General features: G+C 48.2%; 22 protein-coding genes. 1 reads left to right on the top strand and 21 read right to left on the bottom strand.

Features of this window, described 5'->3' with window-relative positions; all coding sequences use genetic code 11:
• Nucleotides 1-47: 47 nt before the first annotated feature.
• The 17 genes from yihA to B2M23_RS08685 form a co-directional block, all read right to left on the bottom strand.
• Nucleotides 48-629, bottom strand: a complete 582-nt coding sequence (yihA, locus tag B2M23_RS08765; RefSeq protein ID WP_013381789.1) for a ribosome biogenesis GTP-binding protein YihA/YsxC — start codon at nucleotides 627-629, stop codon at nucleotides 48-50.
• Nucleotides 626-3,010 carry an endopeptidase La gene (lon, locus tag B2M23_RS08760; protein ID WP_081571152.1) on the bottom strand — a complete coding sequence of 795 codons (2,385 nt, stop codon included), beginning with the start codon at nucleotides 3,008-3,010 and terminating at the stop codon, nucleotides 626-628. Before lon ends, yihA begins: the two co-directional genes overlap by 4 nt.
• Before the next feature lie 90 nt (nucleotides 3,011-3,100).
• The gene (gene clpX / locus B2M23_RS08755; protein WP_038352833.1) at nucleotides 3,101-4,366 is read right to left on the bottom strand and encodes an ATP-dependent Clp protease ATP-binding subunit ClpX; all 1,266 of its coding nucleotides are present in this window, start codon (nucleotides 4,364-4,366) and stop codon (nucleotides 3,101-3,103) included.
• An 11-nt stretch (nucleotides 4,367-4,377) separates the two neighbouring features.
• Nucleotides 4,378-4,959: an ATP-dependent Clp endopeptidase proteolytic subunit ClpP gene (gene clpP / locus B2M23_RS08750; RefSeq protein WP_038353137.1), complete on the bottom strand. Its 582-nt coding sequence runs from the start codon at nucleotides 4,957-4,959 to the stop codon at nucleotides 4,378-4,380.
• 19 nt (nucleotides 4,960-4,978) lie between these two features.
• Nucleotides 4,979-6,265 (bottom strand): trigger factor, encoded by a 1,287-nt coding sequence (gene tig, locus B2M23_RS08745; protein ID WP_038352834.1) that lies wholly within the window; start codon nucleotides 6,263-6,265, stop codon nucleotides 4,979-4,981.
• 258 nt (nucleotides 6,266-6,523) lie between these two features.
• Nucleotides 6,524-7,228, bottom strand: a complete 705-nt coding sequence (locus B2M23_RS08740; RefSeq protein ID WP_013381794.1) for an ABC transporter ATP-binding protein — start codon at nucleotides 7,226-7,228, stop codon at nucleotides 6,524-6,526.
• A gap of 10 nt (nucleotides 7,229-7,238) precedes the next feature.
• Complete coding sequence (locus B2M23_RS08735) at nucleotides 7,239-7,997, bottom strand: ABC transporter ATP-binding protein (RefSeq protein WP_013381795.1); 759 nt, start codon at nucleotides 7,995-7,997, stop codon at nucleotides 7,239-7,241.
• The gene (locus tag B2M23_RS08730; protein ID WP_038352835.1) at nucleotides 7,997-9,004 is read right to left on the bottom strand and encodes a branched-chain amino acid ABC transporter permease; all 1,008 of its coding nucleotides are present in this window, start codon (nucleotides 9,002-9,004) and stop codon (nucleotides 7,997-7,999) included. The genes B2M23_RS08735 and B2M23_RS08730 overlap by 1 nt, the downstream gene beginning before the upstream one ends.
• 3 nt (nucleotides 9,005-9,007) lie before the next feature.
• Nucleotides 9,008-9,883 (bottom strand): branched-chain amino acid ABC transporter permease, encoded by an 876-nt coding sequence (locus tag B2M23_RS08725; protein ID WP_038352836.1) that lies wholly within the window; start codon nucleotides 9,881-9,883, stop codon nucleotides 9,008-9,010.
• Between the two features lie 109 nt (nucleotides 9,884-9,992).
• Nucleotides 9,993-11,159, bottom strand: coding sequence for an ABC transporter substrate-binding protein (locus B2M23_RS08720; RefSeq protein WP_038352837.1), 1,167 nt, complete (start codon nucleotides 11,157-11,159; stop codon nucleotides 9,993-9,995).
• Between the two features lie 98 nt (nucleotides 11,160-11,257).
• A complete protein-coding gene (gene nth, locus B2M23_RS08715; protein ID WP_038352838.1) occupies nucleotides 11,258-11,899 on the bottom strand; it encodes an endonuclease III in 642 nt (213 codons plus the stop codon).
• Nucleotides 11,892-12,254, bottom strand: coding sequence for a cupin domain-containing protein (locus tag B2M23_RS08710; RefSeq protein WP_038352839.1), 363 nt, complete (start codon nucleotides 12,252-12,254; stop codon nucleotides 11,892-11,894). The genes nth and B2M23_RS08710 overlap by 8 nt, the downstream gene beginning before the upstream one ends.
• 13 nt (nucleotides 12,255-12,267) lie before the next feature.
• Entirely contained in the window at nucleotides 12,268-14,430 is a 2,163-nt protein-coding gene (locus B2M23_RS08705; RefSeq protein WP_038352840.1) for a transglycosylase domain-containing protein, read from the bottom strand.
• 15 nt (nucleotides 14,431-14,445) lie between these two features.
• A complete protein-coding gene (locus B2M23_RS08700) occupies nucleotides 14,446-15,360 on the bottom strand; it encodes an RluA family pseudouridine synthase (RefSeq protein WP_038352841.1) in 915 nt (304 codons plus the stop codon).
• A 118-nt stretch (nucleotides 15,361-15,478) separates the two neighbouring features.
• The gene (gene radC / locus B2M23_RS08695; RefSeq protein ID WP_038352842.1) at nucleotides 15,479-16,183 is read right to left on the bottom strand and encodes a RadC family protein; all 705 of its coding nucleotides are present in this window, start codon (nucleotides 16,181-16,183) and stop codon (nucleotides 15,479-15,481) included.
• Between the two features lie 140 nt (nucleotides 16,184-16,323).
• On the bottom strand, nucleotides 16,324-16,794 hold the full coding sequence (locus tag B2M23_RS08690) for a MarR family winged helix-turn-helix transcriptional regulator (RefSeq protein ID WP_013381804.1): 471 nt from the start codon (nucleotides 16,792-16,794) through the stop codon (nucleotides 16,324-16,326).
• 108 nt (nucleotides 16,795-16,902) lie between these two features.
• The gene (locus tag B2M23_RS08685; protein WP_038352843.1) at nucleotides 16,903-19,413 is read right to left on the bottom strand and encodes a YhgE/Pip domain-containing protein; all 2,511 of its coding nucleotides are present in this window, start codon (nucleotides 19,411-19,413) and stop codon (nucleotides 16,903-16,905) included.
• 257 nt (nucleotides 19,414-19,670) lie between these two features.
• Here B2M23_RS08685 and B2M23_RS08680 point away from each other — a divergent pair, with 257 nt between their 5' ends.
• Nucleotides 19,671-19,919 (top strand): hypothetical protein, encoded by a 249-nt coding sequence (locus B2M23_RS08680; RefSeq protein ID WP_038352844.1) that lies wholly within the window; start codon nucleotides 19,671-19,673, stop codon nucleotides 19,917-19,919.
• On the opposite strand, the gene dhaS is transcribed toward B2M23_RS08680, so the two are convergent.
• From dhaS to grpE, 4 genes are all read right to left on the bottom strand, one after another.
• Nucleotides 19,916-20,482, bottom strand: a complete 567-nt coding sequence (dhaS, locus tag B2M23_RS08675; RefSeq protein ID WP_038352845.1) for a dihydroxyacetone kinase transcriptional activator DhaS — start codon at nucleotides 20,480-20,482, stop codon at nucleotides 19,916-19,918. The genes B2M23_RS08680 and dhaS overlap by 4 nt on opposite strands.
• 65 nt (nucleotides 20,483-20,547) lie before the next feature.
• Nucleotides 20,548-21,717, bottom strand: coding sequence for a molecular chaperone DnaJ (dnaJ, locus tag B2M23_RS08670; protein ID WP_038352846.1), 1,170 nt, complete (start codon nucleotides 21,715-21,717; stop codon nucleotides 20,548-20,550).
• Between the two features lie 130 nt (nucleotides 21,718-21,847).
• A complete protein-coding gene (gene dnaK / locus B2M23_RS08665; RefSeq protein ID WP_038352847.1) occupies nucleotides 21,848-23,683 on the bottom strand; it encodes a molecular chaperone DnaK in 1,836 nt (611 codons plus the stop codon).
• Nucleotides 23,684-23,788: 105 nt separating this feature from the next.
• Entirely contained in the window at nucleotides 23,789-24,349 is a 561-nt protein-coding gene (gene grpE, locus B2M23_RS08660; RefSeq protein WP_038352848.1) for a nucleotide exchange factor GrpE, read from the bottom strand.
• Nucleotides 24,350-24,354: the final 5 nt, after the last annotated feature.

The raw sequence follows: 24,354 nt of genomic DNA, 5'->3' as shown, positions 1-24,354 counted from the left end.
AAATAAAAAGCAGGCTTATCATTTGCAAGCCTGCTTTATTTGAAAATTTACAGCCGTCCTTCAATTACTTCCCAGGCTTCGTCTTTTCCCATCTTAGTGGCTGCTGAAAACAGAATAACATCACTCCGCTTTCTTGGCCGCAATGTATTGAAAATGTTGTCGACTGCCTTTTTCTGCCGTACCTTTGAAATTTTATCGGCCTTTGTCGCAATGATAACTGGATCAAGGCCGTAATAAGTCAGCCAGTCGTACATGAGCCGGTCGTCCTCGGTGGGCTCGTGGCGGCTGTCTACCAGCAGCAGTACCAGCACCATGTTCTCACGCTTCTGGAGGTACTCCTCGATCATCACGCCCCATTTTTCACGTTCCTTTTTAGAAACCTTGGCATAGCCATAGCCTGGCATATCCACAAAATAGAAAGCGTCATTGATCTTGTAAAAGTTCATGGTCTGTGTTTTTCCAGGCTGGGAGCTGGTGCGGGCCAGCCCCTTTCTCTGGATCAGTGTGTTGATAAAGGAGGATTTACCGACATTTGAGCGCCCCAGCAGGACGATCTCCGGCAGATTATCCTCAGGATATTGAGATTGCTGGACCGCGCTGATGACGATCTCTGCTTGGGTTACTTTCATTTGAGCTCCTCAAATACAATTTTTGTAACTTCTTCCATTTTGCTGACCGGGTGAATATTGAGGGCATCCAGCACCATATCCGGCACTTCCTCAAGATCCTTCTGGTTTTCCTTTGGCAGGATAATTTCCTTGATGCCTGCACGGTGCGCAGCTGTCAGCTTTTCACGCAGTCCTCCGATCGGCAGTACGCGGCCTCTCAGGGTGATTTCACCAGTCATGGCGAGATTCTGAGGCACTGGCTTACCTGTAAGAGCCGAAATCAGCGCGGTAGTCATGGTAATACCTGCTGAGGGGCCGTCCTTTGGCACTGCGCCCTCGGGTACATGCAGATGGATATCGTTCTTTTCATAGAAATCCTCGGCAATACCCAACTCCGATATCTTGGAACGGATATAGCTGATGGCTGCCTTGGCAGATTCCTGCATGACGTCTCCAAGCTGACCGGTAATTACGATCTTGCCGGTTCCCTTGACAACAACCACTTCAATCTGAAGCGTCTCGCCACCGACCGAGGTCCAGGCAAGCCCGTTGACCAGGCCCACCTCCTTGACATTGTTCATGGTGTCAAAGGAATAGCGTTCCATACCCAGGAATTTGTCAAGATTCTTCTGGGTAACAGAAACACTCTGCTTGCCGTTTTCCACAATTTCCTTGGCTGCCACACGGCACACGCGGGCAATCTGGCGCTCCAGCTCACGCACTCCGGATTCGCGGGTATAGTAGCTTATAATGTTTTGCAGCGCCTTCTGACTGATCTTACAGCTGCTGGCTTTTAATCCGTGGATTTCCAGCTGCTTTGGAATCAGGTAGCGTTTGGCAATTTCCAATTTTTCTGTTTCCACATAACCATTGACCTCAATGATCTCCATGCGGTCGAGCAGCGGTCTCGGAATGGTTGAAAGGGAGTTCGCTGTTGTCAGGAACATGACATGGGACAGGTCAAAAGGAAGCTCCAGATAATTGTCTGTAAAGGTACTGTTCTGTTCCGGGTCTAAAACCTCCAGAAGTGCGGAGGCCGGGTCCCCCCGGAAATCCTGGCTGAGCTTGTCAATTTCGTCCAGCAGGAACAATGGGTTCATGGCTTCCGCCTGCTTCAAGTGGTAGATAATCCGTCCCGGAATCGCACCCACATAGGTTCTGCGGTGTCCACGAATCTCTGCCTCGTCCCGCATTCCGCCTAAAGACATGCGCACGTAAGGGCGGTTCAATGCCCGGGCAATGGACTTGGCAATGGAGGTTTTACCAACCCCCGGCGGCCCCACCAGGCATAAAATCGGTGATTTCAGCGATTTAGACAGCTGAAGGACAGAAATATATTCCAGGATACGTTCCTTGACCTTCTCCAATGCGTAATGATCGTGATCAAGGATCTTTCTCGCCTCCACTACGTTGAGAGTCTCCTCTGTCATAATATTCCATGGCAGGTCGAGAACCCACTCAATATAGCTTTCGATTACGCCAGCCTCCGAGGACCCTGCCGGGATTTTGTTCAGACGGTTAATCTCATTGGTAACCTTCTCCCGAACCTCATCGCTGACGTCAAGCGCATCTAGGCGCTCACGGTAATCTTCAATCTCGTCAATAACGTCACCTTCGCCAAGCTCTTCCTGGATAACCTTAATCTGTTCTCTGAGAACATACTCGCGCTGATTTTTATCCAGTTCCGATTTCACCTTGGCGTCAATGTTCTGCTCAATGCGGAGCATCTCCAGCTCGCTGACCAGCACCTCATAGGTGATCATCAGGCGTTTTTCCACATCGGTTTCCTGAAGAATACGCTGGGCATCCTTGCTCTCCAGCACCAGGTTGGCGCAGATCAGGTCAATGAGATTGTCCGGATTGTCCACAAGGTCCAGCGAGGCCAGCAGGTCTGTCGCCATTTTCCGGGTCATGGTCATATAGGTCGCAAAGGCTGAGCGGATCATACGGATCAGCGCCTGATTTTCCTTAGTATCGTAATAAATACTCTGAACCGGCTCATAAAGCACTTCAAAAAAGGGCTCATACTGAATGTACTCGGTAATTTTCGCTCTCTCCTGAACCTCTACAAGAATTCTGGTCAGGTTGTCTGGCATTTTAAGCATCTGCTTAACCTTGGCCACACAACCCACACTGTAGATGTCTTCCGGTTCCGGATCTTCTATTTTTATATCCTTCTGTTCGGTCAAAAACACAATCTGATCCCTTGTCATAGCTGTTTCAAGAGCCTGAATGGATTTATCCCGTCCAATGTCGAAATGAACTACCATTCCCGGAAACACGCTCATACCGCGCATGGGAATCATGGGCAGGCCTTTCTGTTCATCCTTGATATCTTCGGAAAGACCCGCAGGATTCTGGATATGATTATTTAAAGTCATTTCATCATTCTCAATATTCATTTTATTGCTCCTTTCTAAGAGATAAAAGGGGATGTCTTTCAGTTAGTTATAAAAAAAGCAATCCCATAAGATTGCTTTTTTACAGGTATTCTAAGATACACTGGTCGTCTTTTCTTCACTGGCTTTCGGCTGTGATTCCACTACGGGCGCTTCCAGCTGTTCGACCACATCCTTAGTGATAATAACCTTTGATACGCCTTCTTCTGAAGGAATATCAAACATAATGTCTGTCATGATATTTTCAATAATACCGCGAAGACCTCTGGCGCCAGTGCCATTCTGCAACGCCTTCTCGGCAATGGCCTTCAAAGCGTCCTTTTCAAACTCCAGCGCTACACCCTCAATTTCAAACATTTTTTTATACTGCTTAACCAGGGCGTTTTTAGGCTCGGTAAGAATATTGATCAATGCCTCTTCATCTAAATTCTGAAGGGTCGCAATGACCGGAATACGGCCTATAAATTCAGGAATAAGGCCATATTTCAGCAGATCCTGAGGCTCAATATTATCGAGAAGCTCTTCCTTGGCTTTTTCATCAGAGGTTTTAATAGTCGCACTGAAGCCCATGGAGCCCTTTTCCATTCTCCGCTCAATCACGCCGTCCATACCGTCAAAGGCACCGCCGCAGATAAAGAGGATATTGGAGGTATCCAGCTGAATAAACTCCTGGTGCGGATGCTTTCTGCCGCCCTGCGGCGGAACATTAGCAACGGTTCCTTCGAGAATTTTCAGCAGAGCCTGCTGTACACCTTCACCGCTGACATCACGGGTAATGGACGGATTATCACTCTTTCGGGAGATTTTATCAATTTCATCAATATAGATAATCCCCTTCTGGGCGCGCTCAACGTCCATATCTGCTGCCTGCAGCAGCTTCAGTAGAATATTTTCAACATCTTCGCCTACATAGCCGGCTTCTGTCAGAGAGGTAGCGTCTGCAATGGCAAAGGGTACATCCAGTACCCGAGCCAGCGTCTGAGCTAAAAGGGTCTTACCAGAGCCTGTAGGTCCGATTAAAATAATATTACTTTTCTGTAATTCAACGTCATCATCAGTATCCAGCATTGCGTTGATACGCTTATAGTGATTGTATACCGCTACTGCCAGCGCACGTTTTGCGCGGTGCTGGGAGATAACATATTCGTCAAGTTTTGCTTTAATCTCACGAGGCGTCGGCACATTTTCAAAATCAATTTCCTTTGGCACAAAGTCGTTGGCAATGATTTCTTCACACAGGGCCACACATTCATCACAAATGTAGACGCCTGGTCCCGCAACCATCCGCTTTACCTGAGACTGGCTCTTTCCGCAGAAAGAACAGCAAACCTGTTTGATTCCATCTTTTTCGTTTGACATATTAATTCCTCTTATCTGGAACTGACGATTTGATCAATCAGACCATATTCTAACGCTTCCTCAGCAGACATAAAATTGTCCCGGTCCGTATCCCTTGCGATAACGTCAATGGGCTGACCCGTTTTTTCACTGAGGATTTCATTGAGCTTTTCACGCGTTTTAATCAAACGTTTGGCATATATTTCCACATCGACACTCTGACCCTGGGCGCCGCCCAGAGGCTGGTGAATCATGATCTCGCTGTTCGGAAGCGCCTTGCGCTTGCCCTTGGCACCGGCCGCCAGCAAAAAGGCGCCCATGGATGCCGCCATGCCTACACACATGGTGGAGACATCGCATTTGATAAAGTTCATGGTATCATAAATGGCAAACCCGGAGGTAATTGAGCCACCGGGGCTGTTAATATACATCTCAATATCTTTGTCTGGATTATCCGCTTCTAAAAAGATTAACTGTGCTACGATCAGACTGGATGTTGTATCATTTATTTCCCCGTCAAGGAAAATAATCCGCTCTTTCAGCAAACGTGAATAAATGTCAAAAGAACGTTCCCCCCGTCCCGTCTGTTCAATAACCATAGGGACAAGATTCATATTCATTGTTATACCCCTATTATTTAACCTGAGCGGCGTCGACTAAGAAATCGATGGCTTTTCTGCGTTTGATATCGGTCTTCATATAACCTTCCATCGTTTCGTTCACTGTCTTTTTAAATTCTTCAAAATCCTGCTGCATGGAAGCGGCATATCTTTTGATTTCTTCTTCCAGTTCTTCTTCTGTTGGTTCCAGCTTTTCAGCCTCTGCAATCTCAGTTAAAACAAAATCTGCCTTAAGATTGCGTGCAACATCTTCTTTCATACCTTCTCTGAACTGTTCAACGGTTGAACCCATGTAACCCAGATAATCGTTCAGGCCTAAACCCTGGCCCTTTAGCTGACGGTCATAGGTATCTAAGGTGCGATCCAGCTCTTCTTCCACCATCAGATAAGGAATTTCAATTTCTGCATTCTGAACAGCAAAGTCGATGACTTTATTTTCAGCATTTCTGCGCAGTTCAGTTGTTTTCTTTTCTTTTAATTTTTCAGCGACGCTGGCTTTCAGTTCGTCTAAGGTATCAAATTCACTGACGTCTTTTGCAAATTCGTCGTCGATTTCCGGCAGTTCCTTAACCTGTACTTCCTTAACCATTGTCTTGAAGACCGCATCTTTACCGGCAACATCTTCCTGCTGATAATCTTCTGGGAAAGCAACCTTTACTTCAACTTCTTCGCCAGTCTTTGCACCGATAAGCTGTTCTTCATAGCCAGGGATAAAGGTATTGCTGCCCAGTTCCAGAGGATAGTCATGGCCTGCTCCGCCTTCGAACGGTACATCGTCAATGTAACCTACAAAATCAAGGATAACGGTGTCGCCCTTTTTAGCTTCAGCGTTTTCGTCTGTGATCATGCGTGCGTTCATGCCAGCCATACGTGTGATTTCTTCATCGATATCTTCATCGGAAATGACCGCTTCAAGGGATTCAATCTCTGCGCCCTTGTATTCGCCAAGTGTTGCAGCTGGTTTTAAGCCAATATTTACAATAAATACTGCGCCATCTTCGCTGGCTTCTTTTACTTCCTGTAATTCTGGACGGGTTACAGGTTCAATTTTCAGTTCTTCCAGTGCGTCTTTGTAAGCACCTGGAAACGCGAAATCAATGGCGTCTTCATAGAATACGCCTTTACCGTAGTGAGCTTCGATCAGCTTTCTGGGCGCTTTGCCCTTTCTGAAGCCCTGAATCGTGAAATGTTTTTTATTTTTGTTGTAAGACTGTTTAATTGCTTTTTGAAAGTCTTCAGCTGATACTGTAATCTCAACTGATACTATATTTTTTTCATTACTTAATTCTTTTGCGCTCATATTATCCTCCACATAGCTCTAATTATAAACATTCTCAATTTCCTAAGTATAACATAGGAATTATGCCATATCAAGCGTAGAAACGCTTTGTTTTAAAAATTTTCGGCTTTTACAGCTCGTTTTTAAGGTAAACTTCAAAAATTTTGGCCCGAATTGCAAAAAATCAGGTCCAAGTTGCTGATTTTGCCTGTCATATAAAAACCCGGGATCACGAAATCCCGGGATTCTATGGTGAATTATTATTTTATTCAGGCTGTATCAGCCGCCCAGATAAGCTGTGCGTACCTCGTCATTGGTAAGCAGTTCCTCTGACGTACCGTGCAGCTTGATCTTGCCGGTTTCCAGTACATAGCCGCGATTCGCGATCCGCAGGGCTTTATTGGCATTCTGCTCGACCAGCAGAATGGTAGTCCCGGCGCTGTTGATGGTCTGGATCATACTGAAAATTTCATCAACCAGAATCGGCGCGAGCCCCATGGATGGCTCATCCAGTAGCAAAAGCTTCGGTCTGGTCATCAGCGCACGGCCAATGGCCAGCATCTGCTGCTCGCCACCGCTCAGGGTACCCGCAATCTGCTTGGACCGTTCCTTCAGGCGCGGAAAATAATTAAAGACCATTTCCATATCCTGAGCGATCTCCCGCTTGTCTTTTCTGATAAAAGCACCCATCACGAGATTCTCGTAAACGGTCATTTCAGCAAAGACCTGACGGCCTTCCGGTACATGGGCAATGCCGAGATCCGGAATCTGGTACGGTTTTACCTTACTGATGTCTTCTCCCTGAAAAGAAATGATGCCCTTTTCCGCCCTCAGCAATCCTGAAACGGTCTGGAGGGTTGTGGTTTTACCTGCGCCATTAGCGCCGATCAGGGTAACAATTTCACCGTCATTTACCTCAAAGGTAATACCCTTGATGGCATGGATTTTTCCATAATATACATTAAGATCTTTTACTTTTAACATCAAACCCCTCCTAATCTCCGAGATAAGCCCGGATTACATCAGGATTGTTCTTAATCTCGTCCGGTGTTCCCTCTGCAATGGTACGGCCGTAGTCGACAACCACAATCCGTTCGCAGATCCCCATAACCAGTTTCATGTCATGCTCGATCAGTAAAACTGTGATATTAAACTTGTTCCGGATAAAATGGATGGTCTCCATCAGCTCTTCGGTCTCGTTGGGGTTCATCCCTGCCGCTGGTTCATCCAGCATCAGGACCTTGGGGTCTGATGCGAGAGCTCTTGCAATTTCAAGCTTACGCTGCTGACCGTAAGGCAGGTTTTTTGCCTTGGTCTGTTCATATTCGCCCATATCAAAAATTTCAAGAAGCTTCTTACATTCTTCATAGGCCTTCTGCTCTTCCTTCCAGAACTTTCTGGTGCGGAAGAGGCCCTGGGCCAGATTGTAATTCACAAAATTGTGGTAGGCGATTTCAACATTTTCAATGGCGGTTAAATCCTTAAACAGACGGATATTCTGGAAGGTACGGGCAGCACCCATTTTAACCACCTCATGGGGAGATTTGCCCACAATGCTTTTGCCTTCAATTTTTATATCCCCTTCGGTTGGGACATAGACACCGGTCAGAGTATTAAAAATCGTCGTTTTACCAGCGCCGTTGGGGCCGATCAGCCCTACCAGTTCGTTGGAACCCAAGGTGAGATTGAATTTATCGACAGCAGTCAGACCGCCAAAACGCATGGTTACATCCTTTGCTTCAAGAATTGGCATTATGCGTCACCTCCGTCCACTGAATTCTTTGTTGTATTCTTACGGTTTTTCAGATTTTCAAAGAAACGCGTGAGTGAGAACTCATAGCGTCCCAGCATGCCCTGAGGTCTGAAAATCATCATAATTACCAGAGCCAGAGAATATACCAGCAGACGATATTCCGAGAACTGCCGCAGAAGCTCCGGCAGAACCGTCAGTACAATAGCTGAAAGAATAGAGCCCGTTACGCTGCCCAGACCGCCGAGTACGACGATGACAAATATTTCAATTGAAAACATGAACTGAAATTTATTCGGGTCCAGATAGCCCTGATAGTGCGCGTACAGGGAGCCGCCGACTCCTGCAAAGAACGAGGAGATGGTAAAGGCCATAACCTTGTATTTGGTGGTCGGAATCCCGGCTGCTTCAGAGGCAATCTCATCCTCGCGGATAGACATAATGGCCCGTCCGAACTTGGAGCGCCCAAGCGTAAAGATCAGTAAAATAACAACGATCATAATCCAGTAAACATAGCCCAGGGTCGCAATACGCGGAATCCCCTTAAGACCCTGCGCACCGCCGGTAGGCTGGAAGTTTACAAAGAAAATACGAATGATTTCCGCAAAGCCGATGGTAACAATCCCAAGGTAGTCACCGCGTAGACGCAAGCTCGGTGTCCCGATCACAATCCCGACAATCCCCGCCGCAACCCCGCCGGCCAGAGACGCGATGATCAAGACCAGAAGCGCAGGCAGCGAGTCATTTCCGTTGGTGATAGCGATGGATACACTGGCCGCTGTATAAGCCCCGATGGCCATAAAGCCTGCGTGGCCCAGCGCCATTTCACCCAGAAAGCCCGCCACAATATTTAAGCTTGTCGCCATAATGATCATGATACAGGTCAGAATGACAATACCGCCAAAATAGTTGGTAACAATCTTAAAGGTCACCAGTGAGTAAATCACTGCAAAAATTACGATCATTGAGATTGCGTTGACAATGTATGATTTTTTGAGTCCTTTTGTCATGTCTTACACCTTCTCTCTCGTATTCTTGCCGAGGATACCTGTCGGCTTAAACAGAAGCACAACGATCAGCACTAAAAACACAATGGCATCTGCCCAGGTTGAGGAAATATAAGCCTTGGTCATGGTTTCAATCATACCGATGATAAAACCGCCCAGCATAGCGCCCGGCACACTGCCGATACCGCCAAGCACAGCGGCAACAAAAGCCTTAAGGCCCGGCATGGTCCCCATGGTCGGCGCGATGTTCAGATAGGCGGTACTGTATAAAATCCCCCCTAAGGCGCCCAGGGCAGAGCCGATCAAAAATGTCAGTGAAATAGTTCTATTCACATTAATTCCCATTAAAATAGCGGCATTCTGATTTTCTGAAACGGCGCGCATGGCACGGCCCTGTTTCGTCTTCTGTATAAATAATTCCAATAAAATCATAAAAAGCACAGAAAGACCAATAGTAATTAATGTAATAGAATTAATTTCCAGACCTCCCACATGGAATACTACCTGAGGGAAAATCTTCGGCATAACCTTTGGATCAGCTCCAAAGATCATAAGTGCCAGGTTCTGTAAAAACATACTCACGCCTATGGCTGTGATGAGCGCGGATAATCTCGGCGCGTTTCTCAATGGCCGGTAGGCGATAAATTCGATGACTACACCCATCACTGCGGTTAAAATCATTGAAAATGCAATAACCGCCCAGAAGGGCCAGTTCAATGTCGTTGCGGCAATAAATGCAAAATAGGCTCCAAACATCATGATCTCGCCGTGGGCGAAGTTGATGAGCTTGAGGATACCGTATACCAACGTATAACCGATGGCGATCAATGCATAAATGCTGCCTGAATTCAGTCCGTTAATGAACTGCTGCAAAAAGACCACAAACAGTTACCTCCCTTTCAAATATTTTAATTCACCATATTGTATAAACAGATATAGAAGAGCCGAGGCTCTTCTATATCTGTTATTTTAATCCATTTGTGATTTTGATTTAGTTGTCACCCTGTACAGTGGTCACAAATTTCAATTCGCCATTATCAACCTGAATGATTGTAATGTCTTTGCCCTTTGGATTACCTTCTTCGTCAAATGTGAAATGACCAGTTACACCGTCAAAATCAATCTTCTGCAGTGCATCAACAATTGCCTGTGAGTCTGTGCTGCCTGCATTTTTGATTGCTTCAGCCATAACGTTCATGCCATCGTAGCCTAAAGCTGCGAAAGAATTGGCTGCTTCACTGTATTTGTCTTTGTAGGATTTGATAAAGTTCTGTACCGCTTCCTTCGGGGAATCTGCAGCATAGTGGTTTGCAAAATACTGGCCCTGTGCAGCGTCAGCGTAGTCTACCTGAACACTGTCCCATCCGTCGCCGCCGATGAATTTGGACGTAATGCCCATTTCTTTAGCTTTCTGCATGATCGGACCGGCTACATTGTAGTAATCTGGAATATAGACAACTTCTGGGTTCAGCTCTTTGATTTTGGTCAGCTGAGCGCTGAAGTCTTTATCTTTATCTGCGTAGGATTCACTGCCGACAACCTTGCCGCCCTTAGCTTCAAAGGTAGCTTTGAAAGCGTCTGCCAGCCCTTGAGAGTAAGCGCTGCCTGAATTCACCAGCATTGCAGCTGTTTTAGCGCCTAACCCGCCGTTTTCAGTGCTCACTGCAAAGTTCGCACCGGCGTTGCCCTGGTATTCATCCAGATAGCATACACGGAAGCTGTTTGGAGCGCCCGCTGTAACGTCCGCCGCGGTGGAAGTCGGAGTTAAGATCGGCATATTATCATCATGTGCCATTTCTTTAATAGCCATACTTTCGCCTGTCAGTACAGAGCCGACAATTGCGACGACGCCGTCCTGGTCACGCAGACGATTGTACGCGTTGACTGCTTCGGTTGAGTCACCTTTGGTATCGTAAGAAACGACTTCGACATTCTTTCCGTTGATGCCGCCGTTTGCATTGATCTGTTCTGCGGCCAGCTCGATCCCGTTTTTAGCTGCTACACCGTACATTGCGGTATCGCCAGTATAAGGACCTAAAGCACCGATTTTAATGGTATCTCCGCTGCTTCCGCTTCCGGATGAGCTGCAGCCAGCAAAGGCGAAAACGGATACACACATAACACCAACCATTAGAGCACTAATGATTTTTTTCTTCATTTTCTCTTCCTCCTGTGAAAAATAATTTTAAACTTTTACTCATTTTAATATATCCCAGAGAAAATATCAAGGAATATCTGGGTTTTGTATACAATTTTTTATTTTTTCTTGTTTCGCTTTTTATAATCGTCACAGTAAGGATTGATCGCGCAGCTCTCACACTTGGGGTTTCTGGCCGTACACAGCCGCCTTCCGTGCCAGATCAGCCAGTGGTGCGCCCGGGACCAGTAGTCTCTGGGAATATTTTTCATCAGCTCTTTCTCGACCTGGAGAACATTGTTTCCCTTTGCCAGCCCGATACGCCGGGATACCCGGAACACATGCGTATCCACCGCAATGGCTGGTACGTCAAAAGCGTTGCTCATAACCACATTGGCGGTTTTCCGTCCAACACCTGGAAGCTTTATAAGCTCCTCCATGGTCTCGGGCACAACACCGTCGTATTCTGAGAGCAGCATGTGGCAGGTCAGAAGGATGTTCTTCGCCTTTGTGTTGGAAAGACCGCAGGATTTGATTTTTTCCCTGAGCTCTCCCTCATTTAAGGTCAGCAGCTTTTCCGGGGTATTGTACTCTTTGAACAGCTCGCCGGTTACAATATTTACCCGCACGTCCGTACACTGGGCAGACAGCATGGTTGCGATCAGCAATTCAAAAGGGCTGGTAAAATCCAGCCCGCATTTTTCTCCGCCGTAGAGCTTTTCAAGCTCCTCCAACACTTTTTTTCGATTTTCTTTATTCATGCTTCTCATCTCCGTAAAGGATCAGCGCCATCATTTCAAGATTCACGGCTCCGGTGTTTTCAACCGCGTGGGAGCTTTCGTGTCCTGTTACCAGAACGTCCCCGGGATTCAATGTCCGCTTTACGCCGTTGTCCGTTACCTGGGCCTGACCGCTCAGGATGTAAAATATTTCTTTTTCGTTCACATGCTCGTGACTACCGATGGAGCAACCTGGCTCTACGGTAATCTGCGCATATAATCTTCCCTTATCACAGAGGATGTCCTGATCCACAACATGCTTGATGTGGATCGTTCCATTTCCTCCGCGCATTTCAAACTTATCATCAATGGTATGTTCTTTATTTTTGATCAGCATTTTGACACCTCAATTATTCTTCCTCAGTGGAAGGTTTCTCATCATCATCTGGTGTTACCGGTGTCGGTGTAGACGTTGGTTGCGGTGTCGGTTCTGCCTCTACTGTTGGTTCTGGCGTTGGAGCTGCTGTCGCTTCCGGTGTCGGCGTCGGTGTCGCAGCCGGCGTCGGTGTGGTTATAGGCGTTGTCTGTGTAGACTCAGAGGGCGCTGCAAACTCAGTGACCAGGTCATTGTTGATCAGTGACCGGACATAGGAGCCGTAGATACCTGCCGGGATATAACTCCCTGTGCCGACCGGGTCATGCTCAAGGTTACCGACCCACACCGAGGTCGTAATGTTCCCGGTCATACCGGTGAACCATAAATCTTCCTCGTTGTCCGTTGTCCCTGTCTTACCCGCTGTCGGATAAGCCTGGGCCGCACGTCCGCCGGTACCGCTGGTGACAACCTGCTGCAGGATACCCCACATGGAGCTGGCCGTATCCTCAGACATAACCTTTCTGGAAGTCAAACCAAGCTGGCTCTTATCAAAGACCTGCTTGCCGTTGGTCTGCTCAACCTTAACAATCTTGTAAGGCTCATTATAAACACCGCCGTCGTTAAAGCAATTGAAAGCAGCGGCCATTTCGATAGGCTTAATCCCATTCGTCATCCCACCCAGTGCTGTGGCAAGATTATAGTCGTCCGCGCCAGTGTCCAAATCTCCTGGGTTAACGAATGTTGTAATTCCCAGCGTTTTCATCCAGTCGATGGCATTTTCAATGCCAAAGGTATTAAAGACCTTAACCGCCGGGATATTCAGTGAATTGACGAGGGCCTGGGTAATGGTGACATTGCCGCTGTAGCCGCCGCCATAATTCTTCGGTGAGTAGCCGCCAATATTGATCGGCTCATCCTTGATAATTGAAGATGGTGAGAACACACCCTTTTCAATGGCGCCGCTGTAGTAGAGCGGTTTGATGTTAGAACCAGGCTGTCTCGGTGAGTCCGCCATGTCAATATCAGTATTTCCTGCATAGTATCCCAGTACTGCGCCATCCTTATCCACAGTAACAATGGCGCCAGTATCGCCATTTTCCTGGCTGAATCCGGCATTATCCAGTCCGTTTTCCATGGCGGAAATAGCCGCATCCTGATAACCTGTGTTAATGGTTGTATAAACACGGTAACCGCCGTTTGCGATATTTTCCCGGATCTGCTTAATAGCAGTCTCCTCGTCCACGCCTTTCTCCTTCATCACGCTTGGCGCGAGAGCCTCGGCGTATTCCTGGAGCGCCGCACTGACAAAGGAGCCATAGCCCTCTTTAATGTCATCGTTGGTCTGTTCCTCAGACCAAGGCATAATGGTAATTTCTGTGGCTGACGCCTGATCAGCCTGCTCCTGGGTAATGTAGCCCTCTTTTACCATACGGGCAAGTACCTGGGCCTGGCGGTTTTTAGCCGCCTCAAAGTTGGCGTTGGGCGCATAGGCTGACGGCGCCTGAGGCAGACCTGCCAGCATGGCAGACTCGGCCAGATTCAGGTCAGAGACATTTTTGCCAAAATAGGTCTGAGCGGCTGCCTGCACACCATAGGAGGCGGAACCAAAGTAATATTCATTCAGGTACATTTCAAGAATCTGGTCTTTGGTATATTTTTCCTCCAGCTGTCTTGAAATGGAGATTTCCTTCATCTTACGGTTGACAGAATCCATAAAGCCGGGTTCGGCAACGTCCAGGTCAAAGAGCACTCTGGCAAGCTGCTGGGTAATGGTACTGGCCCCCTGGCCTGTACTGTTGCCGCTGAACAGATTCGAAACCAGTGAACGCATAATCCCATAGTAGTCAACACCATGGTGCGAATAGAAGCGGGAGTCCTCTGTTGCGATCAGGCCGTTTTGCAGATCCTTTGGAATCTGGTCCAGAGAGACATAGGTCCTGTTCTCAGCGGCCATCTCGGCAATAACCTGATTATCCGAGGAGAAAATCTGTGTTTTTTCCTTTTGCTGATAAGTAAAATCTGAAATATCCTGTCTATTGGCCGCGTAGACTGAAAAGCCTGTCACGACACCGGCAACGACCAAAACCGCCAGTACAATCAGGACGATTTTCCAGGTTGCCATTCTTTTCTTTTTCTTCTTGGGCAGCCCTTTTCTGGGCGCCTTGGGAGCAACTTTCTTTGCTTCTTCTTTACTCATAATTCCACCTTCTTTTTATTCTTTCCTCAATGTTTCTCGAAGTGTTACTAAATCTTCAGTTAATCCTGCGGAAAGTTCCAACTCACCGCTTTTGGGTAAGGTTAAGTTCAACTTTGCAGCGTGCAGGGCCTGTCTGGCCATGCCGTAGCTCGGATTCCCATCATGATTGTACAGGCTGTCACCAATGATGGGGCAGCCAATATATTTTAAATGGACTCTGATCTGGTGGGTGCGTCCGGTTTCCAGTACCAGCTCCACCATCGCAGCATTCCTGTAGCTTTCCAGTACTCTGAAGTGTGTGACAGACTCCTTGCCATCTTCCATGACCGTTCTTTCCAGGCTGTCCTCAGACGGACGGCCAATGGGCACACGGATGCAGCCTTCCTTCTCCCTCGGAACATTGTTCACAAAGGCGATATAAGTCTTTTTAACCGCATCGGTCTTCATTCTGGATTGGATATAATGATGCACATATTTATTCTTCGCGATGACGACAAGTCCGGTAGTATCCCGGTCCAGACGATTGACAAAACGGATTTTTCCGGGAGTACCTCTCTCCTCCCAGTACCAGGCCACATGGTTGGCCAGAGTATCCAGCTGGTGGCTTTTGGTTGGATGCGTCACACAATTGGCATCCTTATTGACCACAAGCACCTCGTCGTCCTCATAAACGATATCTAAAGGTCCCTCAACGGCCTCAATGTCGAACCGCTCTTCCGGAAAGGTAATGACCACCTGGTCTCCTCTGTGCACCGGATCGGTCAGCCAACAGTCCCTGCCGTTTAAAGTAATGCTGCCGTCCCGCTTGAGCTGCCTGAGCAGCCGGCTGGAATAATCATAATGATTGGTCAGCATGTCCTTCAAAGAAGCACTTTTTACATCTCCTACTATATAATGATATACAAACTGTCCCTCTTCGGGCATAATCATTACATCACCTCTTCCAAGCATTCACAATCTCAACTATTTATTTTATTGTAAAACAAGAAAATAATCAATCTAATTTTAACACAAATTCATAAATAATGCCAAAAAACATAAAAGAACCTTAGATATAGCCGGATTCTTTAAAACTGACATAGTCTGCCCCGCCGATCACCACATGATCGAGAACAGGAATCCCGAGCAGATCGCCCGATTCCAGCAGGCGTTTGGTAATGGCCCTGTCCTCCGCGCTTGGCTTCGGATCACCTGATGGATGGTTATGGGCCAGAATGACCGCAGCGGCGTGCTGCCGGATGGCTTTTACAAACACCTCTCTCGGATGCACCAGGGACGCGTTGATGGTCCCGATAGAAATAGTTTCTGTCTTAATGACTTTATTCTTGTTGTCCAGCAGCAGAACCATAAAGTGCTCCTGCTTCAGGTAACGCAGCTCGTCTGTCAGCAGCGCGGCCACATCCTTTGGCGAACCGATTTTCGGCTGTTCGGGCGGATGGGTATTCACACGCCGTCCAAGCTCTATGGCAGCCTTTATCTGGCAGGCCTTTGCAGGGCCAATACCTTTTAGCAGCACATTGCGGTCAAGCTCCTCGATACTCATGCCAAAAAAGGCTGAGAGATCATTGTCAAAGGCCCTCAGAATTCGCTGGCCAAGCTCCACCGCAGTCGCGTCCTGGCATCCTGTCTGAATGATAATGCCGATCAGCTCTGCATTACTGAGACTTTGGACACCGTGTTTTATCAGTTTTTCACGGGGACGCTCATCTCTGGGCATCTCCCGAATTGCCATATGGTCACTATTTTCGGCCATAGGTCACCTCCTCGCACGGTTCTCTTTATTCTAACAGATTTCAAATTTCCTTTCCTAAATAAATTCCTAACATTATGTAATGTTTTGTAACTGAATAATGAACAAAACATTAAGAAAAGCCCCAAAAGGGGCTTTTCCGCTTATTTTTCTTTCAAATCCTCCAGCTGTCCGTTAAAAAAGGAAGTGAGCTGTTTTAAAGCAATTATTAAGTTTTCCAGCCCCTCCTCTGTCAGGACCTCGCCGACATTTGAGACCATATTCTCATGGAATATCCGGTGATGCATCTCGGCGCGCATGCCTTTTTCGGTTAAATAAATCCGTACCACCCTGCGGTCTTTTTCGGAACGCCTGCGGGACAGATACTCTTTTTTGACCAACACATTCACCGCTGTGGTCAGGGCGCCGACTGTAATCCCGACCTGCGCGGCTATTTCCGTCATCGTGTTTTTCTTGTCTCTCTGTAAAATACTGACTGCTTCTATAATATGTAATTCCTTGACAGAAAGATTTTCAATGCTGCTTTTTAAAAGGGTCTGTTCTTCCAACGATAGGATCTTATTGAAGGTATCGACAAAAAAGGTGTTCAAAGTATCTCTTTGTTCATCATTCATGATTTACCTCTTAAATATTGTATCTTTTTAAATTCATTTTATGTTAAAAGTATCCAAATGTCAATGAAAATACAAAGGCCACAGCAAATTTCAGCTGTGGCCTTAATTTTATGGTTGATCCGTTATCTCCGCGGCGCTGCGTGCCCGTCCCCTGTTCTGAAAATAAGTGAATAAAACGGTAAGCAGCATAATCACAATCAGAATGCCCATAAGCACCAGACTGTTCTTATCAATCCCCATAGCGCCGGTTCCGCTGATGGTGTCCTTAAACAACCCGACAGAATAGGTCATGGGCATAAATGGGTACAGAATGTTAAAAAACTTCGGTACCGTCTCCATTGGGAAGGTCCCGCCGCAGGAGGTCAGCTGAAGAATCAGCAGCGCAATGGCCAGAAATTTTCCTACGTCCTTTAAAAAGACGATCAGGAACTGGACAATGGCGATAAAGACCATGGATACCAGACAACAGGCCAGATAGAAGGCCAGCGGATGGTTAATCTGAAGCCCCAGCCCGAACTGAAGCACAAGGGCCAGAAGCACTGCCTGCATGAGCCCGATCACAAGATAGGAAAAGCTCCGGATAATGCGTTTGTCTGAGCGTCTGGACAGGAGCTGGAATTTCTCGTCCGCGTCCAGATAAATGCCAAAGAAAATAATCAGCGCGCCGACCCATAAGGATAGGGAGAGGAAGTAAGGCGCAAAGGCCGTTCCATAATTCGGTACCGGGTCAATGGCGTCTGTATTGACATTGACTGGGTCTGCTGCGTAGCTGTCCAGGCCGCTCAGGGGCGCCAGCTGATCCCGGACGTCGGTCAGGTTGTCATCCACGCCTGTCTTAGCGGTTTGCAGGCCGTCCCTGAGCTGAAGAGAGCCATCCCGCAGCTTGACAACACCAGTCCCAAATTCCTGAGCGCCGCCCACGAGGGTGGTGGTGCCGTCACTCAGTGCAGACGCGCCCGAATCCAAAGCCTGGGCGCCTGCATTTACCTGATTGACGCCATCGCTGGCCTGGGCTGTGCCGTCTGCCAGGGCTCCGGCGCCGTCACTGACCTGTCCGGCTGCCGCGTTAATTTTTCCTGCGCCGGCGTCAACGCTTTTGGCGCCACTGTCGGCCTGGCTGGCCCCGGCGGCTACCCTATTCGCCCCGCTGTTCAGCGTGTCTGCACCGCCAACCAGTTGGCCAGTCGCGGCGTCAAGGCCATCCATCCCCTGCTTCAGGCTGCTGCTGCCCGCCGCCAGATCCTGTGAGCCCGTCTGGGCTTTCTGGGCTCCGGCAATGAGGGCTGGAATCCCCTGCTGTGGGTCGTTAAGGGCTGCCTGCCCTTCTTTGATCCCGGCAGAGAGGGTATCGAGACCGTCGCCCACCGCCTTACCGCCCGCCTGTAAGGCAGCGATCTGGCTTGGATCTGTTGCCGCTGCCTGATCGTAAAGCGCTTTAAAATATGGATTGTTTAGCAGGTCTGGATCATTTTGAGCTGCCGCCACAATGCCATCCACCATCTGACTGGAGTTTGATATCAGCTGATCCACGCCGTCCTGATACCCCCCGAATCCGGTCTGAAGCTGCCCCACACCGCTGTCCAGACCTGTCATGCTGGCATTGACCTTCTGGCTCAGCAAATTCAGTCCGTCTGAAAGCTGGACAATCCCGTCGCTCAGTGAAGCAGCGCCCGCTGCAACCTGATCTGCGCCGGATTTAGCTTTCTGCTCACCCTGCTGATACTCCCTGACCTTTGTACTGAATTCGCCGGTTCCGGCAGCCAGGTCTCCTGCCCCCTGGTTCAGGGTACCTGTACCGCCCGCCAGTGCTGACGCGCCGTCTGCCAGGTCAGAGGTACCGTTTTTCAGCGCTGCTGTGCCATCGGCCAGGGTATTGGCACCGTCCTGCAGGCTCTGGGCGCCCTGAGCCAGACTGCGGGTACCATCGGCCAGGGCAGAGGCACCGTTCGCCAGGGCGCCCGCGCCGTCGTTCAGGGCTGACGCACCGCCTAAAAGGGTACCAGTGCCATTGGCCAGGGTGCCGGTGCCGTCACTCAGCGCTTTCGCGCCATCTCCCAGCTGTCCAAGACCATCCTGTAAAGTTTCCAGCTGTCCGGGCACCTCGTAAAGCTTCCCGCTGAGCTGGGCCACCAGCTCCTTGTCCACATTGGCCCGTGTTGATTTTTCAACCTCCAGCACTGCCTTGCTGAGAATCTGGCTGGCCAGATAATTCCTTTTTTCATTGGGTGAGTAATAAATTTCTGCCTCACGTTTGTTCTGGGTGCCGGCAGAGGCAATAGCGGAGGAGAAGTTCTCGGGTATACGAATCAGGGCGTAATACTGGCTGCCCTCTGTTCCCTTAACAGCGTCTTCCTCATCGGTTAACACGAATTTCAGGGTGCCGTCCTTTTCCAGCTCATCCCACATTTCCTTTCCGAGATTGCGCGATTTACCGTCAATGGCCGCACCTTTGTCCTGATTGACCACTGCCACCGGCAGGGTATCCAGCCTTGAGTACGGGTCCCAGAAGGCATCCAGATAGAAGAAACTGTACATAAGGGGAATAATGATCACGCCGAGGATCACGATCCAGGGCAGCCATTTTTTAAAAAACGATTTTTCTGACCTTTGTTTTTCCATTTTTTGATTGCTTCCTTTCTACTGCTTTACTGCGATTATAAGTTAATGGAGGATGTTATTGACATAATGTGAAAGTATAGCAAAAGATATCCTCCCTGTAACCCGACAAACCCCAGCCATTGTCCTGTTTTCATACAAAACAAAAAATCTGTCAGGTAGTCTGACAGATACGGTCTTTTGTCTATATTCAACCAGCCCCATGGCTGATATGCTTTAATTAAATATAAAATCAGTAGAAAAAACGAAAGGAACAGGCCATGAAATCCCTAGAGATCCGATTAAAAAACGCTGTGCTGGATGTAAAGCTTGACAATATCCTGAGAGGCATTACCAGATCGCCGGAGCGCTGCGCCCGCAATCTGGTCGACCTCGGTAAGAGCGTCTCTTCAAAAGAACTGACCCGTATCGAATACAGGCTGCTCTACAACGAGTTTTTAAGGCTGTGCACCTCCTCGGATATCGAGGGGACCAAAAAGAATTTTTTCAGGCATTTCACCCCAGACTAAAGCGCGCTTAAAAACCGCTTTACCGCCAGATTTTTACTGTCCAACACCAGATTTTCAAAACGCTCCTTTAAAAATTCCGGGCTTTCACGCATTCCCTCCTGCGCCCAGGCGACAATGATCCCCACTGTTCCGTAGGAAAAAAAAGAAGCAATAAAGTCCATGTCCTCAAGTTTGATTTCCTTTTCGCCACTGAGATTTGTGATAATCTCCTTAAACAGCTCCTTTGCCACCGAAAAGAGGTAGGCCTCAAACTCCTTCTGCCCCGAGGCTTTAAAGGCGTTGATGTAAAAATAATCCTCTTTCTTCATCTGCGTCAGCATCCTGTAGATACGGGAGCTCCAGTTCTCAAAGGTCAGCCCCTCCGTCATGACAGAAATGGCCTCATTATAATAAATCCAGTCCAGCAGCTCGTATTTGTCCTGGAAATGGTAGTAGAAGGTCTGCCTGTTCAGCCCGCAGCTTTTGGCGATATCTGAAATGGTGATCTTATCAAAGCTTTTAATGCGCATTAATCCCTTAAAACCGTCCGCAATGGCCTGTTTTGTTATCAATGATTCCGACATGGTTTCTCCTCCGTTATGCTGAAAAAACCGGTGCTGCAAAAGCATACACCGGTCATTTAAAAATTCTATTGAAAGGCATTCTTTACCTTGGACCAGAATTTTTTACCTTCCTGGTGATTGTCATTGCCTGTTTCTTTGTCAAAAGCTCTCAATAATTCTTTTTGTTTCTTATTCAGTTTGCGCGGTACCTCAACCCTGACAGTAATGTACTGGTCGCCGCGTCCGCGTCCGTTGACGTTCGGCACACCTTTGCCCTTGAGTCTGAAGACCTTGCCGGTCTGGGTGCCTTCTGGAACTTTCAGCTTGACCTTGCCGTCCACAGTCGGTACGACCAGCTCAGCGCCCAGGGCTGCCTGCGCAAAGGTCACAGGGATTTCCAGGTATACATCGTCCTCCTCACGCTTGAAGATCGGGTCTTCCTTCACGCTGATATAAACAAAAAGGTCGCCCTTTCCGCCGCCGCGCGCGCCGGTGTTGCCCTCGCCGCGAAGCGGAAGGATGGAGCCGTTGTCCACGCCTGCAGGAATCTTGATGTTGATGGTCCGTTCCTTTTCCTGGATGCCGGAACCGTGGCAGGTATGACATGGGTCGTCGATGATTTCGCCCTCGCCGTGGCACTTGTCACAGACCGTGGTCTGCTGGATGGTGCCAAAGGGGGTCTGCTGACGGATATAGATCTGCCCGGAGCCACCGCACTTGTCACAGGTATGGGCTTCACTGCCCGGTTCAGCGCCGGAGCCATGACAGGTCGGACATTCTTCCTGACGCTTGATTTTAATCTTCTTTTCGGTTCCAAAAACGGCTTCTTTAAATGAAAGATTAATGTTAATTTTCATATCTGAGCCGCGGCTTGGACCACGGCGTCCGCCGCCGCCTCCTCCAAAACCGCCAAAGCCGCCAAAACCGCCGCCTCCGCCGAAGGAGCTGAAAATATCGCTGAAAATATCTTCAAAGCCGCCTCCGCCGAAACCGCCGTAGGAAGCGCCGCCTCCGCCGCCAAAGCCGCCTTCCATGCCCGCGTGACCGTATTGGTCATAGGTCGCACGCTTGGTTTCGTCACTTAAGACCTCGTAGGCTTCGTTGGCTTCCTTGAATTTTTCTTCAGCCTCTTTATCGCCCGGGTTCTTATCCGGGTGATACTTCATGGCCATCTTACGATAGGCCTTTTTTATTTCATCTGCGCTGGCGCTTTTTTCAACGCCCAGCACCTCATAGTAATCTCTTTTTTCACTCATGCTTCTATTCACCTCGCCTCATATTGTAACCTAAAAGGCCCAGCCTGTAAAGAATCATTATTAAAGATGGCAGCCATTACAGCTGCCATCTCCTAAAGTCTATCTTATTGTCGGGCTCACAGCGGACGTCTTACTTGTCGTCGTCGCTGACTTCTTCGTATTCAGCTTCTACGACGTCATCGTCGCCCTTCTGGTCAGCAGACTGCTGTTCTGCGGTCTGTTCCTGAGCGGTCTGTTCGTACATTTTCTGAGCGATCGGATATAAAGCTTCGTTTAATTCTTCGATGGCTTTATTGATTGCCTCAACGTCTTCGCCTTCACCTGCGGTCTTAACCTTATCAATGGCGGCGGTTACCTTGCTCTTTTCATCGTCGGTAATCTTGCCTTCCATGTCCTTCAGAGACTGTTCTGCCTGGTAAGCAGTGGAGTCTGCGTTGTTCTTGGCTTCGATCAGGTCTTTTGCTTTTTTATCTTCAGCTGCGTGCTGTTCAGCTTCTTTTACAGCCTTGTCGATATCATCTTCACTCATGTTGGTGGTCGATTTGATCACAACATTCTGAGATTTGCCGGTGCCTAAGTCCTTGGCAGATACGTTGACAATACCGTTGGCGTCAATATCAAAGGTAACTTCGATCTGTGGAATACCACGTCTTGCAGCCGGGATACCGGTTAACTGGAAACGGCCCAGAGTCTTGTTGCCAGAAGCCATTTCACGTTCACCCTGTAATACATGGATATCTACAGCGGTCTGGTTGTCAGCAGCGGTAGAGAATACCTGGCTCTTCTTGGTCGGGATTGTGGTGTTACGTTCGATCAGTTTTGTGAATACGCCGCCCAGGGTTTCGATCCCTAAGGAAAGCGGGGTAACATCGAGTAACAGTACATCGTTGACTTCGCCGGCCAGTACACCACCCTGGATAGCGGCGCCGATGGCAACACATTCGTCAGGGTTAATGCCTTTGTAGGCATCTTCGCCGGTTAAGTTCTTAACAGCATCCTGTACTGCTGGGATTCTTGTGGAACCACCAACCAGGATCACCTTGTTCAGTTCGTTTTTGCCAAGGCCTGCGTCGCTCATCGCTTTTGAGACAGGTCCTTCGGTTTCTCTTACAAGACCAGAGGTTAATTCGTCGAATTTCGCTCTTGTCAGGGAGAGTTCCAGATGCTGCGGTCCTTCTGCGGTTGCAGTGATAAATGGCAGGTTAATGTCCGATTTCATAACGCTGGAGAGTTCAATTTTAGCTTTTTCAGCAGCTTCTTTCAAACGCTGTAACGCCATTTTATCAGATTTCAGGTCGATGCCGTGGGATTTTTTGAATTCTTCAGCCATCCAGTCAATGACCTTGTTGTCAAAGTCGTCGCCGCCCAGGTTGTTGTTACCGTTGGTCGCCTTAACTTCAAAAACGCCGTCGCCTAATTCCAGGATGGATACGTCGAAGGTACCGCCGCCAAGGTCATAAACCATAATTTTCTGATTGTCTGCCTTGTCAAGACCATAAGCCAGTGAAGCAGCGGTTGGTTCGTTGATGATACGCAGTACATCTAAACCGGCAATTTTACCGGCGTCCTTGGTTGCCTGTCTCTGAGCATCGCTGAAGTATGCAGGTACAGTGATAACAGCTTTGGTAACTGTTTCGCCAAGGTAAGCTTCTGCGTCTGATTTTAATTTCTGCAGGATCATTGCAGAGATTTCCTGCGGTGTATAGCTCTTATCGTCGATGGTTACCTTATAGTCGGTCCCCATGTGTCTCTTGATGGAAGCAACTGTACGGTCCGGATTGGTGACAGCCTGACGTTTAGCCACCTGGCCGACCAGTCTTTCACCGTCTTTAGTGAATGCGACAACGGACGGCGTTGTACGGTTCCCTTCTGCATTTGGGATAACAACCGGTTCGCCACCTTCCAAAACAGCTACGCAAGAGTTTGTAGTACCTAAGTCAATACCAATAATTTTTTCTTTACCCATAATATATGTCCTCCTATTGATTCGAAAGTTTGTTTTCCAGATTTAATTGCCGACCGGATGGCCGGACTTTGCGTCGTTTCCAAAACGCCGACGCCATGCGTTTTTTTACTTCTGATTAACCTTAACCATTGCGGGTCTTATGACCTTGTCCTTAAAAGTGTAGCCCTTCTGGAAAACCTCCAGAACAACCTGATCATCTTTTTCAGGATCTTCTCCAACGGCAACACCGTGGTGGAAGTTCGGATCAAAGGCGGTGCCCACACAGTCAATTTCCTGCAGACCCTCCTCGTTCAGAACACCAATTAACTGCTTGAAAACCATCTGAACACCCTCGCGGTATTTGTCCGTATTGTCATCATCGGCTGCCGCTTCGGCGCGGTCCAGGTTGTCAAGCACTGGTAAAAGCTTTGTGACAAAGCCTTCAAGAGCAAACTGGTAAATGTCGGTCTTTTCCTTCTGCGTTCTTTTTTTATAGTTTTCAAAATCCGCCTGAAGGCGCATAAGACGCTCCATCGCTGCTTCCTCTGCCTTGGCCGCTTCATTTACCGATTTTTCAACATCCTCTACAGCTTCCTCAGCTGTCTGTTCTTCTGTTGTCTGTTCCTCTGTAGCTTCTTCCTTAACGGTTTCGTCTACGTTTTGTTCCATCTTTTCTTCCTTAGCCATTTAAC

This window comes from Eubacterium limosum (assembly GCF_000807675.2).
In the GTDB taxonomy this organism is placed as follows: domain Bacteria; phylum Bacillota; class Clostridia; order Eubacteriales; family Eubacteriaceae; genus Eubacterium; species Eubacterium limosum.
Note: the sequence above shows the minus strand (reverse complement) of the source record. Positions and strands in the feature narration are given on the sequence as shown.

Bases quoted from the DNA above. Each gene is read 5' to 3' on its own strand.
- B2M23_RS08710 (WP_038352839.1), bottom strand. From the start codon at position 12,254: ATGCTGATCAAAAATAAAGAACATACCATTGATGATAAGTTTGAAATG.
- dhaS (WP_038352845.1), bottom strand. From the start codon at position 20,482: ATGTCGGAATCATTGATAACAAAACAGGCCATTGCGGACGGTTTTAAG.
- B2M23_RS08690 (WP_013381804.1), bottom strand. From the start codon at position 16,794: ATGAATGATGAACAAAGAGATACTTTGAACACCTTTTTTGTCGATACC.
- B2M23_RS08720 (WP_038352837.1), bottom strand. From the start codon at position 11,159: ATGAAGAAAAAAATCATTAGTGCTCTAATGGTTGGTGTTATGTGTGTA.
- lon (WP_081571152.1), bottom strand. From the start codon at position 3,010: ATGAATATTGAGAATGATGAAATGACTTTAAATAATCATATCCAGAAT.
- B2M23_RS08700 (WP_038352841.1), bottom strand. From the start codon at position 15,360: ATGATTATGCCCGAAGAGGGACAGTTTGTATATCATTATATAGTAGGA.
- B2M23_RS08730 (WP_038352835.1), bottom strand. From the start codon at position 9,004: ATGACAAAAGGACTCAAAAAATCATACATTGTCAACGCAATCTCAATG.
- radC (WP_038352842.1), bottom strand. From the start codon at position 16,183: ATGGCCGAAAATAGTGACCATATGGCAATTCGGGAGATGCCCAGAGAT.
- B2M23_RS08740 (WP_013381794.1), bottom strand. From the start codon at position 7,228: ATGTTAAAAGTAAAAGATCTTAATGTATATTATGGAAAAATCCATGCC.
- clpX (WP_038352833.1), bottom strand. From the start codon at position 4,366: ATGTCAAACGAAAAAGATGGAATCAAACAGGTTTGCTGTTCTTTCTGC.
- dnaK (WP_038352847.1), bottom strand. From the start codon at position 23,683: ATGGGTAAAGAAAAAATTATTGGTATTGACTTAGGTACTACAAACTCT.
- tig (WP_038352834.1), bottom strand. From the start codon at position 6,265: ATGAGCGCAAAAGAATTAAGTAATGAAAAAAATATAGTATCAGTTGAG.
- dnaJ (WP_038352846.1), bottom strand. From the start codon at position 21,717: ATGAGTGAAAAAAGAGATTACTATGAGGTGCTGGGCGTTGAAAAAAGC.
- B2M23_RS08705 (WP_038352840.1), bottom strand. From the start codon at position 14,430: ATGAGTAAAGAAGAAGCAAAGAAAGTTGCTCCCAAGGCGCCCAGAAAA.
- clpP (WP_038353137.1), bottom strand. From the start codon at position 4,959: ATGAATCTTGTCCCTATGGTTATTGAACAGACGGGACGGGGGGAACGT.
- grpE (WP_038352848.1), bottom strand. From the start codon at position 24,349: ATGGCTAAGGAAGAAAAGATGGAACAAAACGTAGACGAAACCGTTAAG.
- B2M23_RS08685 (WP_038352843.1), bottom strand. From the start codon at position 19,413: ATGGAAAAACAAAGGTCAGAAAAATCGTTTTTTAAAAAATGGCTGCCC.
- yihA (WP_013381789.1), bottom strand. From the start codon at position 629: ATGAAAGTAACCCAAGCAGAGATCGTCATCAGCGCGGTCCAGCAATCT.
- B2M23_RS08735 (WP_013381795.1), bottom strand. From the start codon at position 7,997: ATGCCAATTCTTGAAGCAAAGGATGTAACCATGCGTTTTGGCGGTCTG.
- B2M23_RS08680 (WP_038352844.1), top strand. From the start codon at position 19,671: ATGAAATCCCTAGAGATCCGATTAAAAAACGCTGTGCTGGATGTAAAG.
- nth (WP_038352838.1), bottom strand. From the start codon at position 11,899: ATGAATAAAGAAAATCGAAAAAAAGTGTTGGAGGAGCTTGAAAAGCTC.